A 15,222-nucleotide genomic window follows, 5' to 3' on the forward strand; every position below is an offset into this window, starting at 1 on the left:
TAAACTTGGCTTTAGTGTTTAAGGTGCAGTGGTTTAGGTCGGGTGTTTAGCGTTGTTCGCACCTTAATGCGGCGTTAGCAGCCAGAAGTAATAAGGAGCCATAAATGGAATTAAAGTATCGTTCAGCTGATTTTGAAGATTTGGAAAGTCTTGTAGCTTTGCTCTCAAATGACCCACTTGGTAGTAAAAGAGAAGATGCATCTGTTCCGTTGAATAGTGGGTATCTTGAAGCGTTCGCAGCAATTGTAAGAGATCCAAATAACGAATTACTTGTTGTTGAGCTGGAAAACTCTCTAGTTGGGATGCTTCAAATTACTTTTATTCCTTACCTAACGCATATTGGTAGTTGGCGTTGTCTTATCGAAGGTGTTCGAATCCATAGTGACTATCGTGGACAAGGTTTCGGTGAGCAAATGTTCGCACATGCCATCGAATTGGCAAAGAATAAAGGCTGTACAATCGTTCAGCTAACAAGTGACAAGCAGCGTCCTGATGCAATCAGGTTCTATGAGAAACTTGGATTTAAAGCAACACATGAAGGGTTTAAACTCGCGTTGTAAGTTGCTGCTAACAAAGCATTTAAGAGTGATTCCCAACGCTTGGCATTTTTCACTCCATCGTTGGGTTTCGTGTTTATGGTGGTCTGGTTATGTTTCGTGGTAGCGTTGCTCACACCTTAATGCGGCGTTAGCTGTAAAATGAGATTAGAGTATAACTATGGAAGTTAATTACAAAAATTACGATGCAAAGTCGTTGCTTGAAGCGTTGGGTGGTATCGACGCTGAAGCTTATCCGGAGAATTATAAATCTTTAACAAGTGAAATCTCGCTTAGAAGTGACGAGATACAGGAATACTATGATCAGCTAGCAAATGCTAAGAACCTAAGGTGGCATAAATTATTGACGCTCATCGGTGTGAATCAATTGCTTGTTGCAGCAATAACCTTAGTTATACTCGTTCTTTCAATTTCAGGAATGACTGCACTTCAACTACTTAGTTCGTGTTTTGTTATTCTTGTAAATGCATTATCGGGTCTAGTTTTATACAAACGAATGACACGCTATTACATGTTGCCTTATTTGAACGTAGGGCTTCAAATTTTTGCATTTGGGCTTGGTGGAGTGTACTTCAATTATTATGGTGTTGGGGGTGTTTTCCTCACTTTAGACTGGGTAAGCGATACATATAACTGGTTTTCAGCATCTTTCAACGTTGGTGGTTCATTGCTAGAGTTTTCAAATCAACATAGTTTAGGGTTCGTTCGAGTCGATTTATTAGCCATGTTTTATATTTGGGTGATCCGAAAGTCTTTATCACGAAGCAGCAGCTAACAAGGCGTTTAAGGCGGATTCACAACGCTTGGCGATTTCAGTTCAAGTCAGCTTAAGTGTTTAAAGTGCAAGGGGGGTGGGTTTGGTGGTAGGCGTTGTTCACCACTTAACGCGGCGTTATACAAAATGGAGAAATTAGACCATGGAAAAGGTTGATTGGCATAAAAATGATATTGATGACGGTACAGTCATTACAGATAGTTACAAGACAACTCAAAACGTTCGTCGTTATTTTAAATCCAAATTTGGTGAGCAATTTAAATTCGACCGAGACTTCATGCAATGGATGAAAAATTCGGTGGGTTTAACAATGGGTGACGCTTCTCAAGAGTGGATTAGGCGTCAAGATTCAAAGTAAGTCGCGCGAAATTTTGTATAACAAACTGTTCAAGCAGATTCGGCACGCGTGGCATTTATGGTTTGCAGTGATTTTTGTGTTTACGGAGTAGTGCAGAGGCATTTGTATTGCGTGCCTCACTACTTAACAGGGCGTTAGGCGACGGGCAGGAAAGTTCTTTGTTCTCATCTTCTTAGTTTTCTTTGTTCTCATCTTCTTAGTTTTCTTTGAGCATTCGTTTTTCTAAGTCGGCAATTTAGCATTGTCGGCTCAACTTCTTGGATCTCTCCAGCCGTAAAACATGCCAAAGTCCGTGGGTTGCCTCATTGGTTTTCACAGTCGGTTGGTTGTGAGTATCACTGGCTCAAAGTGTGGCAAGGGCAAGTTAATTGTAGTTTTCGAATTTGCGGTTAGTTTGCAGTTTTGGGCTTTTCGGGTTCAAAACCTACTTTGTTGCTGAAGGTCTGCATTTTGTGGTCGCTGGAATTTGGGCTGAAACATAGTGACTTTATGGTTCTTGAATCACAAAAAATCAGTGGGTGTTTGGTTGCTTATTTGGTTTCGGGTAATCTGCTTTCAAAACAACTTAAACACTGGTGGGAAACTTCGCCTAACAAGGCGTTTAAGGCGGATTCACAACGCTTGGCGATCTCAGTTTAAACTGAATTTCGTGTTTAAGGTGCAATGGTTTAGGTTTGGTGGTTTGCGTTGTTCACCACTTAACGCGGCGTTATGTGTCCGAGTACCCCACACGTTTAGATAATCAATATTTGAGTAGTATTAGATGAAAAAAATATATTTATTAGATAGAAATGCGTTATCAGAGATAAAAAAAAGTGCTGATGGTGTCAATGTTGATTTGAAAAAGCTAAGCAAGCTGAAAAGCCTTGATAAAAAGGGAAACTTCATTAGTGGCATGCTATCAGTTAGAGAAGGGCAAAGTAAGAAATTGGAGACTTGTGAGCAGATCGAACTTTCAATTGAAAAGGACTTACCGTATCTCGAACGATTTTATAAAAAAGCAAGAACTGATGGTGGTTTTTTTGTTGAAAACAAAGAGTTTACAGGAAAATGCTTCGGGCATGTTGAAGGGAAGGAACTTAATTGGGATATATACATCAAGTTTATGAAATATGTTCAAGGAATTCTATACCAGCCCGTAAAACGTGCTAAGCGTCTCGAATGCGCGAGAAATATTATTTTGGAATCCAAATCGCTTGGTGTACCCAAAGGTCATTTAATTGTCGTATGTGCTTTAGCTAGTTTATATGGCAATCACTCAGCTATAAAAATCTTAAAATCCAAACCAAACATGTCAAAACAAGAAGCTGATGAAGCTGCGTATAATAGCCTGAGTGATTTGATATGTTTGACCAGAGTACTCTATGTTCAAGCCCATGTTGGCACAAACTATTTTGTTAAATTTTTGACATTTGATATTGCTTTGAGTGAATTCTTTAAGTCTCTAGAAATCAACTGGTTCTCTCCAATTGATAACGGAGTTGATACTGGAGTATCAACAAATATTACTTTTAGTAAAAAGCTATTCTTAGAAATTCAAGATCTAGAATTTGAAAAACTATCACATATTATTACCAACACATAACAAACTGTTCAAGAGGGATTCGCAACGCGTGGCATTTTTACTATGCGTTGGTTTAAGTGATTAAGGCGGTATGCGGTGGCTTCGGTATTGCGTTGCTCACCCCTTAACAGGGCGTTATAAGCCTTAATTGGATAATGGTAAATATGGAAACAGAGAGACTTAAACTACTACCTCCTTCAATGGAGTATCAACCTTTGATGCTCGAAGCGATATTGGAAAGTCAAAACGAACTTGGTGTCTACCTTCCGTGGGTTCCATATGCCTTAACAGAAGCTGGTTCCATTGAAACTACGCAACAAGCTATCAATAACTTTGAGAATTTTGAAGGTGAGTTACGCTATTCAATCATAGAAAAAAGTACAGGGCACTTTCTTGGTGCAATAGGGTTAATCATCCGTGATAAAACGGTTCCGTACTTTGAAATTGGTTATTGGTTACGTAGTTCAAGTGTTGGGAATGGGTTCATCTCTGAAGCAGTGAAAGCACTAGAGTCATATGCGTTTAATGAGCTTAACGCTAACCGCGTTGAAATTAAAGCAGCCGAACACAACTTGAAAAGTCGAACGGTAGCTGAGCGTTGCGGGTATGTTTTTGAAGGTATTTTACGTAATAACCGAAGATTGCCGTCAGGCGATTTGAGTAGCACGGCAGTTTATTCGAAAACAGGCATATAACAAGGCGTTTAAGGCGGACTCACAACGCTTTGCGAACTCAGTTTAAGTTGAGTTTAGTGTTTAAGGTACAATCGGTTAGGCTTGGTGACTGGCGTTGTTCACCACTTAACGCGGCGTTAGGCAACAGTCGGTACTTTTTGAATATCGAGGAATAAATGGGTAATTGCAGTAAACCAGAATATATTTTTGATTTAAGCGAAGGTGCGCGTTCCCCACTAGAAGCATTGTCTTGGCTATCTGTAGTGCCTAGTGGTATTGGTTTCCATGAATCGCAGAGGCTTCGAAAACCCCTAGGAATATATAATACGTCTTTGCAACGTATCTGCTCTAAATTAGATAAATGCTGCGTTAAACTACAAACGTATTTTGAGCACTCGAATACAATCAATGGGCTTGCAACTGCATCAGATCTTCAAGCTGAACTCCTAGATTACATAGAATTATCTTTGTATTCAGCAGCAGAGCACGTAGACGATATTGAAAGTATTGCTTCTGGCTTCTTCTCTTCCACTAAAGAGTGTAAGAAGTCACCTCACGTTAAAAAGCTAAACGCTGAAGTTAAAGAATTTAAGAGATTCATATCATCTGCTGTTAATGCAATTAAACACCAACAATCAAGGATTAGGTTCTATTCAGTTGATATTAGGCATGAACAACGAGTGTTTTGTTTACACGGCTATTTTATTGAAGGCGTAACCAACGGTGCAGTGGGCCCCTGTAGTATTCTACATGGACAGAATAACAAAATCTTTTCTATAACTAGCCTCATTTGGGAAGTGATTTGTTTCGTGCTCAATAGTTCACGAAGCCTTGCGAATTACCTATCGGGAATTCTTGACGTGCCAGAATCAAACGATGTGCATGAATTTCTATTATTAAATAAAGTTGTAAAGTCTGCAGTTAAGTTGCCCTTATATACTTTCGACGACCAACACCCATTTGCAAAAACTCGGCTGATTTTGCGCACAGACAAACCGGAGGAATTGCACTCTAAATACTATGGTTCTCTTGGATGTAAGTGGTCTAACTCTAGTGACCTCGTAATACTACAAGATCAAGTAGGTTATGTTGGTGATGGGGTGACTAAGACATTCGATATAGCAGTTCCAAAAAATCTGGGACTAACACACTGGACATAGTTGCCTAACAAGCAATTTAAGAGGGATTCACAACGCTTGGCATTTTTGCTTCTACTTCAAATTTAGTGTTTATGGCACAATGCTTTAGGTTGGGTGGAGGCGTTGCTCACCCCTTAATTGGGCGTTATGTTTACTTGTATTTCAAAGACTTAAATGTCTTAGGCTCTAGTTCTTTGTCCCTTTGGCAACTCGTCCCTAGTAGACTCAGCAAATCCGCATTGTCGGTCTAAGTTCTTGAATCTCTGAGCCCGTAAAACATGCCAATGTTCGCGGGTTGCTTCATTGTCAGATCTTGGTGGTTGGCTTCTTGTTTAACTGGCTCAAAGTCGCTTTAGGGTTCTTCGCCAGTCAGCATTTCAGTTTGGCAGTTGCCTCGGCAATTTGCCATTGTTTTGTGCTTTGGTTGGAAAGACAGGGCGCTTGTTGGAGCTTAGTTGGGTTGCCTCATTGGGCAGGGAAGTGGAATTACTTGTTTCTAGTTGGTCGCCTTTGGCGGTCAAGTTGGTTCTTGCCTTGTGGTTCAGTTCAGAAAATTAGTCAGAAACGGCAGTTCTTTCTCAAGTAAATCATGTGTTTGTGGTAAAACATAACAAACAATTCAACAGTGATTCGCAACGCTTGGCGCTCTCACTTCGATTTGAATTTAGTGTTTATGGCGCAGTGGTTTAGTTCAGTGCTTGCGCTGCTCACACGTTAATTGGGCGTTATGCGACTGTAAGGAAAATTATCTCATCTATCGTTTTCGTTCTCTTTGGCCTCCCATTTTTCGGTGTCGGCAACTCAGCATTATCGGCTCAATTTAATGAATCTCTTAGACCGTAAAACATGCCAAGATTCGAGGGTTGCCTCATTGGCTTTCCGAGCCGGAGCGTGGGAGTTTAGCTGGGTTCAAAGTGTGGAAAGAGCAAGGCTAACGATACTTAGTATTTGTTGAACGTTCGTCGCTGCTGGTTTAGGTGGTTTAAAAGCAACATTGTTGCTGAAAGGCCGCATTTCGTGGTTGTCGGGATTTTGGCTGTAACATAGTGACTCTGCTGTTTCTTGAATCACAAAAAGTGTTTGGTTTGTTTGTGGTTTTTTGTGCTTAAGGTAGTCTTCATTTGGTCAAGTTGGCTTATGCGCGCAAATTCGCATAACAAGGCATTTAAGGGTGACTCACAACGCTTGGCGATTTCAGTTTAAACTTGGTTTTAGTGTTTAAGGTGCAGTGGTTTAGGTTAGGTGTTTTAGCGTTGTTCGCACCTTAATGCGGCGTTAGGTTTTTGATTGGGCTTGGTCACCCATCTGCCAGATGAGCGTTGACTTGGTTGTCTACTCATTGCTCTAATCAAACAATGGCTAAGATGTAAGGTATTGAAATGGAAGTTATACAAAAAAAAGGCAAAAATAAATTCACGTTCAATTTCGGAGACGACCGGTTGAATTACGGTTATGAGCAAGCGTCGGGTAAAGGTGATGTAGATCTTTACTACGGTGACTTGCCACGTAAAAGTTCTGAGATCATTGAGCAAAATGAATGGCTGAGAAATGTAGGCATTCTTTGGATTGTAATTGGTATTTTTCAAAGTGCATATGGCAGCTTTACGCGTGAAGCGTTTTATTTCGATCCAATGTGGATCTTAATCGGTGGAGCTTGTTTAATTTGGGCTGTTGTATCAAAAATTACCTACTCAGTTTATAAAACTGAAGAGGTTAATCTACTCATAATCCAAGATAAACAGCATGATGCGGTAGTTGATGCACTGATGACTCGACGTAAAGAGCAACTTTTAGGTTGGTATTCAGATATTAATATGGAGAATGAGTTAGCTAATGAAATTAACAAGTTCAAATGGTTAGCTGAGCAAGAAGTATTAAGCGAAGAAGAATCAAAGCAAAAGATAGAAGAAGTAAAATATTACCATCAAGAGCAAGGTGATACAGAAAGAGTTCTTAACTAGTCATAAACCTAACAAGGCATTTAAGAGTGATTCCCAACGCTTGGCATTTTTCATTCCATCGTTGGGTTTCGTGTTTACAGTGGTAAGGTTTAGGTCTGTGGTCGCGTTGCTCACACCTTAATGCGGCGTTAGGCGACGGACAGGAAAGTTCTTTGTTCTCATCTTCTTAGTTCTCTTTGAGCATTCGTTTTTCTAAGCCGGCAATTTGGTATTGTCGGCTCAAATTCTTGAATCTCTCCAGCCGTAAAATATGCCAAATTTCGTGGGTTGCCTCATTGGTTTTCAGTGTTGGATGGCGGTGAGTTCGACTTGCTCAAAGTGTGGCAAAGGCAAGTCAATTGAGGCTTTCGATTTCGTTGCTAGTTTGTCGCTTTGGCATTTTCGGGTTCAAAACCTGCTTTGTTGTTGAAGGTCAGCATTTCGTGGTCGTTGGAGCCTAGGCTGAAAAATAGTGGCTTTTATGGTTCTTGAATCACAAAAAGTCAGTGGGTGTTTGGTTGCTTATTTTGTTTCGGGTAATCTGCTTTCAAACCAACTTAAAGACTGGTGGGAAACTTCGCCTAACAAGGCGTTTAAGGCGGATTTACAACGCTTGGCGATTTTAGTTCATGTTAGCTTAAGTGTTTAAGGTACAATGGTTTAGGTCAGGTGGTAGCGTTGCTCACCACTTAACGCGGCGTTAGGCGCAGTCAGAAATTTCTTGGTTCAAATCTCTAATTTCTCTTTGGCCATTTGTTCCAGTTTTTCGGCAATTTGGCCTTATCTACCCAAGTTCTTGAATCACTCAACCTGTAAAACATGTCAAAGTTTGCGGGTTGCCTCATTCAGTTTTGTAGTCGGTTTGTTGCTAGTTTCTTGGGCTCAAATCGCTTCAAGTACGTCTGTTGTCGAAATGGGTTTATTGGCTGAAATTCCGCACTGAAAGTTAGTCTTTCCAAATTCCATATGTATGCGCTGATTTGCCAATTTCTTTGGTGTTTTAGTTGCAGTGGGTTTCAGAGACTTAGCCGCTTTAGCATTTAGGTATTATTAAATTTCAGTGAGTTACTAAAATTTGATGTTCCCAAAAGGTGGTTTTCTAAATCCAATTTTAACTATTTGCGTGAAGCGCCTAACAAAGCATTTAAGAGTGACTCACAACGCTTGGCGATCTCAGTTTAAACTGGGGGTTAGTGTTTAAGGTGCAGCGGTTTGGGTTAGGTGTTTAGCGTTGTTCGCACCTTAATGCGGCGTTATACGAATAAGGAAAGTTCAGAATATGGAAATCAAAATAGACGATCTATCGGGTGGTGAAGTCATTGAATTACTCAAAGAGCACTTGGCTGATATGTATGCAACTTCGCCTCCGGAAAGTGTTCATGCTCTAGATGTCGATGCACTTAAATCACCAGATATTACATTCTTCAGCGGTTGGGTTAACGGTGAATTACAAGGTTGTCTGGCTATCAAGCAACTCAATCCCCATCATATTGAATTGAAATCAATGAGAACTTCTAGTTCCTCCCGAAAGTCCGGTGTTGCAACTAAGCTGTTAACTCATGCTTTGAATACTGCTATCGACAAGGGATACCGCAAAGTTAGCCTTGAAACCGGTACTCAACAATTCTTCCAACCAGCTCGAAATCTGTATGAGAAATTCGGGTTTATCTATTGTGAACCATTTGCCAACTATGAACTCGATCCACATAGTCACTTTATGACACGGGAATTGGTGGAAAAATTCGTATAACAAAGCGTTTAAGACAGATTCCCAACGCTCGGCATTTTCAGTTTGGGTCAGCTTTAGTGTTTAAGGTGGCAAGGTTTTAGGTAGGGTGGTGGCGTTGTTCACCCCTTAATTGGGCGTTATAACGCAGGAGAGCTATGAGTACACAAGACTTATCAAAGATGGGTTCTGCTAGAGTATCTATTAAGACTTTAGGCGGGGTTAACTGTGTGCTCAAGCAAGGCGCATCAGAAGTGGAGATACATTTTTACCAATCAGCTGCACCGAAATTAAAGGGGATAAACACTCCAAGATTGTTAAAAATAGACAGAAACCATCTATACATAGAACATATTCCAAATCGTATATCACTCAAAGACTTACGGACTAAGTCTGATTTATTTTCTCAATTGGCAGCCCTTCATTGTTCTGAATATACTCCGACTTTTGAAGTTAAGAAGCATGAATGGACAGCCTTCGCTACTGACGAAGCCCTTAAAATATTGAATCTTCCCCATGTTGTGGAATCTTCAATAAAACGGATACAGTCACTCTCCGATAGTATCTTTGAATCCAAGGTGCTGATATCTGGTGATACTAATGACGGTAACTGGGGAACACGAGATAGCGGAGAGCTAGTGTTGTTCGACTGGGAACGTTTTGGTCAAGGTAGCCCAGCTATTGATTTGGCACCTCTAGTTAGCGGTCTTGGTAGCATCGCTGAATACAAGGAAATTGTTACCCAATACATCAAATACAACCCAGCACTATCCAAAACCGAGCTACTTGAGCATCTTATTATCGCTAAGTGCTGGATAGTTATAGAAGTTGTAAACATCTTAAATAGCCGAAACAACCCAGAACAAGAAAAGTACATAAATTGGTATAGGGCTAACATTCCCAAGTGGTTAGCTTCGGTGGAAGATGCGTTATAACAATAAATTCAAGCAGATTCGTAACGCTTGGCATTTTTGCTTTGAATCAGCTTCAGTGTTTACGGCACAATGGTTGAGGTAGGTGGTAGCGTTGCTCACTACTTAATTGGGCGTTAGCAGTTCAAGGAGAACAAAATGATCGAAAGGAAGCGGGGTGTTTATCAAGGTCGAAATAAGTCCTCAGCATATAAAGACTTGGTATGGACGGTAGCAACATCATCAGACACTTCTCTGGATATAGTTGGTCAAACTAAACTGACGCTAGAAACGATAGACAAAAACCTTGAAGAATTGGGGTCTAATAAAACTCAAATAGTCAGTGCGCAGGTGTTTATCGCCAATATGCCAGATAAACCTAAAATGGATAAAGTTTGGTGCGAGTGGTTGGGTGAAAATCCAGAACACTGGCCTCAACGAGCGTGCCTAGGTGTCGCGTTAGAAGGTGACGTACTTATCGAAGTGACAGTAACAGCGGTAAGACGTTAGAACACTGCTAACAATAAATTTAAGAGTGATTCACAACGCTCGGCGCTTTCACTTCAAGCCAGTTTAGTGTTTATGGCACAATACTTTAGGTGAGGTGTTAGCGTTGTTCACACCTTAATTTGGCGTTATGTACTTTCTCGAAAATTAACCTAGCCAACGTATGAAATTAGGTCGTAAACTTAGCTTAATTAAAGGGTTAGGTGATAGATATGGCATTTTCAGAAATTGAGCAACAGCGTTATAGAAAGGTAGTGGAGAAGTACCTTGATTCTTGTCGGCCGCCAGAAGAGATCCGCAACCAACTTGATATTGGGTATCGGTTAGAGGGGCAAGTCATCGAAATCTTCGAGATACGTCCTAAGTGGAATGATCCATCCGAAAAAATGGAGTGCCCAGTAGCCAAAGTCAAATATTATAAGTCGCGTGATGCGTGGAAAATTTACTGGATGAAATCCGACCAAAAATGGCATTCGTATGAGCCAATTCCAGAGATTCAACTTCTAGAAGCTTTCTTGGAAATATTGGAAGACGATACTTATGGGTGTTTCTGGGGATAGAACCAACCACGTACATAACAAGCAATTTAAGAGGGATTCACAACGCTTGGCACTTTTGCTTCTACTTCAGTTTTAGTGTTTATGGCACAATGCTTTAGGTTTGGGGGGAGGCGTTGTTCACCCCTTAATTGGGCGTTATGCCAGTCGCTTTACTTATATTGAAATTTAATTGTTTTTATCTGTGGAAAGGGAATTACTATGTTTAGAAAGGCACTAATTATTGTATTGATGTCAATTTCAGGTTGTAGCACCATAAGCTACACAGAGCCTACAGAAGGGCCTTTAGCAAAAGTACGATTTTCTACGGATTTTAAAAATGTAGTGGTTATCTGGGGGTATCAAGACTCAAACTGTACTGGGGAGTCTGAATGGATGAGGTTAAGAAATGGTTCTTTAATGAATAGTTCACCTAAGTCTTTAGGTATCCCCCTTAGCGAAGGTCTACACGAAAATTCGTATAAAGAGTTCTTGATGTCATCTAATATAGAGCACGTTTTCATGTTTAAAAGTATTCATGTAAATGGGGCGACCGAGTATAGTTGTGCAGTGCCAGTGAAAATGAAATTCAATAAAGATGAAATGTATGAAGTGAGTTATCAACATACTGATCTAGCTTGCAGTGCAGAGGTTAGCCGTATCCACAAAACGTCTGAAGGAAATATTACGCGAGATGCGATAACAGTCTTTAGTAACTATGCGTACGGGTTTGGTGAGCAATGCAAGGAAGCTTTTAAAAAGTGGAGATTATATTGATATCGGAAGCGAGGCATAACAAGGCGTTCAAGGTGGATTCACAACGCTTGGTGATTTCAGTTCCAGTCAGGTTAAGTGTGTAACGTACAATGGTTTAAGTTTGGTGGTTGGCGTTGTTCACCACTTAACGCGGCGTTAGGCGACGGCAGAAAATTTCTTTGTTCTCATCTGCTTATATCTCTCTAGCCACTCGTCATTTTAAGTCGGCAATTCGGCATTGTCGGCTCAAATTCTTGAATATCTTTAACCGTTAAACATGCCAAAGTTCGTGGGTCGCCTCATTGGTTTTTAGTGCAGGTTGCCGTTGAGTTTCACTGGCTCAAAGTGTGGCAAGGGCAAGTTAATAGAGGCTCTGGCTTTGGCTGTGATTTCGTAGCTTTTGGTTTTTCGGGTTTAAAAGCTACTTTGTCGCTGAAAGGTCGCATTTCGTGGTTGTGGGCAAATGGGCTGAAACATGATGAGTTTTGTGGTTCTTGAATCGCAAAAAGTGCGTGTGTATTTTGTTGGCAAAAGGGTTTCAGGTAATCTGCTTTCAAAACCACTTAAACACAGGTGAGAAACTTCGCCTAACAAGGCGTTTAAGGCGGACTCACAACGCTTTGCGTTCTCAGTTTAAGTTGAATTTAGTGTTTAAGGTGTAGTGGTTTAGGTTTGGTGGTTGGCGTTGTTCACCACTTAACGCGGCGTTATACGATTTATGGTGATATTGTGGAAAATTTTGAAGAAAATGTCGTTTCGTTTCTCAAACATAATGAGAAAAAAGTACTGGTTATCAAAGGTAAATGGGGAGTAGGGAAAACTTTTAAATGGAATGAAATCGTCAAGAGGCATTTCAGTTCGTTTGGTTTTTCTAACTATTCCTATGTATCGCTGTTTGGCTTGGATGGATTAAAAGAATTACAATCTGGCGTTTTCTATAATGCTTGTCCAATGAATCCTGATAGCAAGTCATCTACGATCAAATCGAACCTCAAGAAAGTTGGAAACATAGCAAAAAATATTCCTCAAGTATCAAAGTATGCAAATGCTATGTCTGCTATTGAAAACTCGTTAGTGAACGATTATTTGATTTGTATCGATGATTTAGAAAGGAAATCTGAAAAATTATCAATGTCCACTTTACTTGGTTATGTCTCGAACTTGAGTGAATCTAGTAATTGCAAAGTTATCTTAATATTCAACGATGATACTCTTAGTGATAAAGACAAAGTGGAAATCGATCGGTATCGTGAGAAAGTCATCGACTTGGAGTTAGAATACTCTCCTAACCCCATCAACAATATAGATATTGAGTTTAGTAGTCATCTTTGTAGAGATTTGGTCTGCAAGATATTTAAATCTGAGGATTTAAATAACATTAGAATAATTAAGCATATAAAGTGGAATATTGATGGATTGATGAGTTTCATTGAATCTTCAGAAGAAGCTGTTAAAGATGATCTGCTTTCCACTATAGCGATACTTACGTATGTTCATCATGAACCGAGTATTAATATTAGAGCTAATGAAATTGAACGTGTATTTAGTTACTTATCCGATAAAGAAGAGTCTGATATAAAGCTTCAAAAGCGTATATCTGCGTTAGGGTATATTTATTATGCAGATCACGAAGCAGAAATTATCAATTATATTGAAGATGGTTGGATGGATGAAGATGTATTTGTTAAAAATATTTCCAAACTAAATCAAAGACAAGTTGAGAGTAATATTTCTTCAAGGTTAACTGAAGTGTGGGGTTTCTATAACAATAATTTCTTGTCCACGAGTGAGGATGTGATAAATGGTTTAGAGGGATTCCTTCAAGAACATTTGGGCTCAATATCCGTTAGGGAGTTGCATCCTATACTAGATACATTGAGGGAGCTAAAAGAAGATTTTGATAGAAGCGTGTGGGTTGATAAGTTTGTTGCTTTAAAGTTGGATAGTGATAACTCTGCTTTATTAAAGCAGCTAAAACAGATCACAACCAATCAAGAACTACTTGAACAAATCATTAGTAAAGAGAAAGATATTAATCAACATCATTCAATCTACGCTGTATTATCTAAAATTGTTAAGAATCGCGGTTGGAATCCCGAAGATGAAGAGTATTTAAGTAATCATAGTGTCGATGAAATATACGAGTTCTTAGTTAGTGACGATAATCATGACCTAATGCAAGTAGTTCGCGAGAGTACAGGGATCTTTAGTTATAGTGAGGGCGATAAACCAAGGGATATCTTTGGAAGAAACCTACATCAAGCATTAATTAGGGTATCTGAAAGAAGCAAGCTCGATCGCTACAGAATTAGTCATTTCTTTGGTATTGAGCTTGGGGATTAAATCGTATAACAAACTGTTTAAGAGTGATTCGCAACGCGTGGCATTTTTACTATGCGTTAGTTTTAGTGTTTAAGGTGGTATGCGGGAGCAACGGTATTGCGTTGCTCACACCTTAACAGGGCGTTAGGCATCAGGAGTGGTATGAATCCAGTTTTCGAAGAATTAAATAAGTACGAAGCACTTTATTCCAAAGAGTGCTCGGAAAGGAAGCCATTTAACGATCGAATTCGTTACGCATCTGAAAGATGGATTGATAAACCTGCGTCTGATTTACCCGAGATTAAAATTAATTGGGATCTGTCTAAAAGTAGTCAACGACATAGTTTAGATCGATTTACTAAAGAGCAATTTTTAGAAGAATACCCAAATGGTTTTGCTGTCGGGCATTTGAGGTTAGAAGAGCTTGATCGGTGTTTACACAGTTTCAGCTATCGCGAAAAAGACAACATTTGGGATGGAGGCTCTAAAAGTAAGTTGGCATTTTTAATTCAATACGCTCTGGAGGGACATCCAGTTTCACCAATTTTAGTGAAGCCAATCTCTGAACAGGGCGTAATACTATTTGGTGGACACCATCGTTATGCTTTAGCGAAAGCAACTGACTCGGATATAGTACCAATTTGTGTTGAGTGGCAAAACGTAGAAGATATTAGTGGGTTGCTCGATGTGACGTGGATAGATGCCTAACAAACTGTTTAAGAGTGATTCGCAACGCGTGGCATTTTTACCATGCGTTGAATTTAGTGTTTAAGGTGGTATGCAGCAGCTTTAGTATTGCGTTGCTCACACCTTAACAGGGCGTTAGGCGACGGGCAGAAAAGTTCTTTGTTCTCATCTTCTTAGTTTTCTCTGAGCATTCGTTTTTCTATGTCGGCAATTGAGCATTGTCGGCTCGAATTCTTGAATATCTCCAACCGTAAAACATGCAAGAGTTCGTGGGTTGCCTCATTCATTCTTGGTGCTGGTTGGTGGCGAGTTTTGCTGGTTCAAAGTGTGGCAAGGGCAAGTTAATAGAGGCTCTTGCTTTTGCTGTCATTTCGTAGCTTTTGGTTTTTCAAGTTCAAAAGCTACTTTGTTGCTGAAAGCTTGAATTTCGTGGTTGTTGAAACCTTGGCTGAAACATAGTGACTTTTGTGGTTCTTGAATCGCAAAAAGTCTGTGTGCATTTGGTTGGTAATAGGGTTTCAGGTAACCTGCTTTCAAAGTCACTTAAACACAGGTGGGAAACTTCGCCTAACAAGGCGTTTAAGGCGGACTCACAACGCTTTGCGATCTCGGCTTAAGTTGAATTTAGTATTTAAGGTACAGTGGTTTAGGTGTGGTGGTTAGCGTTGTTCACCACTTAACGCGGCGTTAGGTGCAGTATGAAATTTCTTGGTTCAAATCTCCAATTTCTCTTTAGCCATTTGTTCTAGTTTTTCGGCAATTTGGCTTTA

General features: G+C 39.9%; 14 protein-coding genes. All 14 read left to right on the forward strand.

Going from position 1 to position 15,222, the window contains the following annotated elements; genetic code table 11:
• Nucleotides 1–104: 104 nt before the first annotated feature.
• The 14 genes from ACQEXU_RS20970 to ACQEXU_RS21035 all read left to right on the forward strand — a co-directional run bounded on the left by ACQEXU_RS20970 (nt 105) and on the right by ACQEXU_RS21035 (nt 14,473).
• A complete protein-coding gene (locus ACQEXU_RS20970) occupies nt 105–560 on the forward strand; it encodes a GNAT family N-acetyltransferase (RefSeq protein ID WP_427012181.1) in 456 nt (151 codons plus the stop codon).
• Nucleotides 561–717: 157 nt separating this feature from the next.
• Nucleotides 718–1,332 (forward strand): hypothetical protein, encoded by a 615-nt coding sequence (locus ACQEXU_RS20975; protein WP_427012182.1) that lies wholly within the window; start codon nt 718–720, stop codon nt 1,330–1,332.
• 142 nt (nt 1,333–1,474) lie between these two features.
• Nucleotides 1,475–1,690 carry a DUF6434 domain-containing protein gene (locus ACQEXU_RS20980; RefSeq protein WP_039476350.1) on the forward strand — a complete coding sequence of 72 codons (216 nt, stop codon included), beginning with the start codon at nt 1,475–1,477 and terminating at the stop codon, nt 1,688–1,690.
• A 763-nt stretch (nt 1,691–2,453) separates the two neighbouring features.
• Nucleotides 2,454–3,275: a hypothetical protein gene (locus ACQEXU_RS20985; protein ID WP_015296932.1), complete on the forward strand. Its 822-nt coding sequence runs from the start codon at nt 2,454–2,456 to the stop codon at nt 3,273–3,275.
• A 143-nt stretch (nt 3,276–3,418) separates the two neighbouring features.
• A complete protein-coding gene (locus tag ACQEXU_RS20990; RefSeq protein ID WP_427012183.1) occupies nt 3,419–3,949 on the forward strand; it encodes a GNAT family N-acetyltransferase in 531 nt (176 codons plus the stop codon).
• Between the two features lie 155 nt (nt 3,950–4,104).
• Nucleotides 4,105–5,088 carry a hypothetical protein gene (locus ACQEXU_RS20995; protein WP_427012184.1) on the forward strand — a complete coding sequence of 328 codons (984 nt, stop codon included), beginning with the start codon at nt 4,105–4,107 and terminating at the stop codon, nt 5,086–5,088.
• 1,358 nt (nt 5,089–6,446) lie between these two features.
• Nucleotides 6,447–7,028 carry a hypothetical protein gene (locus ACQEXU_RS21000; RefSeq protein WP_427012185.1) on the forward strand — a complete coding sequence of 194 codons (582 nt, stop codon included), beginning with the start codon at nt 6,447–6,449 and terminating at the stop codon, nt 7,026–7,028.
• A gap of 1,258 nt (nt 7,029–8,286) precedes the next feature.
• The gene (locus ACQEXU_RS21005) at nt 8,287–8,757 is read left to right on the forward strand and encodes a GNAT family N-acetyltransferase (protein WP_427012186.1); all 471 of its coding nucleotides are present in this window, start codon (nt 8,287–8,289) and stop codon (nt 8,755–8,757) included.
• A gap of 134 nt (nt 8,758–8,891) precedes the next feature.
• Complete coding sequence (locus ACQEXU_RS21010) at nt 8,892–9,668, forward strand: phosphotransferase family protein (protein ID WP_427012187.1); 777 nt, start codon at nt 8,892–8,894, stop codon at nt 9,666–9,668.
• A 135-nt stretch (nt 9,669–9,803) separates the two neighbouring features.
• Nucleotides 9,804–10,154, forward strand: a complete 351-nt coding sequence (locus ACQEXU_RS21015; protein WP_017033406.1) for a RidA family protein — start codon at nt 9,804–9,806, stop codon at nt 10,152–10,154.
• 209 nt (nt 10,155–10,363) lie between these two features.
• A complete protein-coding gene (locus ACQEXU_RS21020; protein WP_017036770.1) occupies nt 10,364–10,711 on the forward strand; it encodes a DUF3024 domain-containing protein in 348 nt (115 codons plus the stop codon).
• A 198-nt stretch (nt 10,712–10,909) separates the two neighbouring features.
• A complete protein-coding gene (locus ACQEXU_RS21025) occupies nt 10,910–11,464 on the forward strand; it encodes a hypothetical protein (RefSeq protein ID WP_427012188.1) in 555 nt (184 codons plus the stop codon).
• 708 nt (nt 11,465–12,172) lie between these two features.
• On the forward strand, nt 12,173–13,786 hold the full coding sequence (locus ACQEXU_RS21030; protein WP_427012189.1) for a P-loop NTPase fold protein: 1,614 nt from the start codon (nt 12,173–12,175) through the stop codon (nt 13,784–13,786).
• 141 nt (nt 13,787–13,927) lie between these two features.
• A complete protein-coding gene (locus ACQEXU_RS21035) occupies nt 13,928–14,473 on the forward strand; it encodes a hypothetical protein (RefSeq protein ID WP_047515393.1) in 546 nt (181 codons plus the stop codon).
• Nucleotides 14,474–15,222 lie beyond the last annotated feature (749 nt).

The organism is Vibrio sp. TRT 21S02 (genome assembly GCF_050113675.1).
Taxonomy (GTDB): domain Bacteria; phylum Pseudomonadota; class Gammaproteobacteria; order Enterobacterales; family Vibrionaceae; genus Vibrio.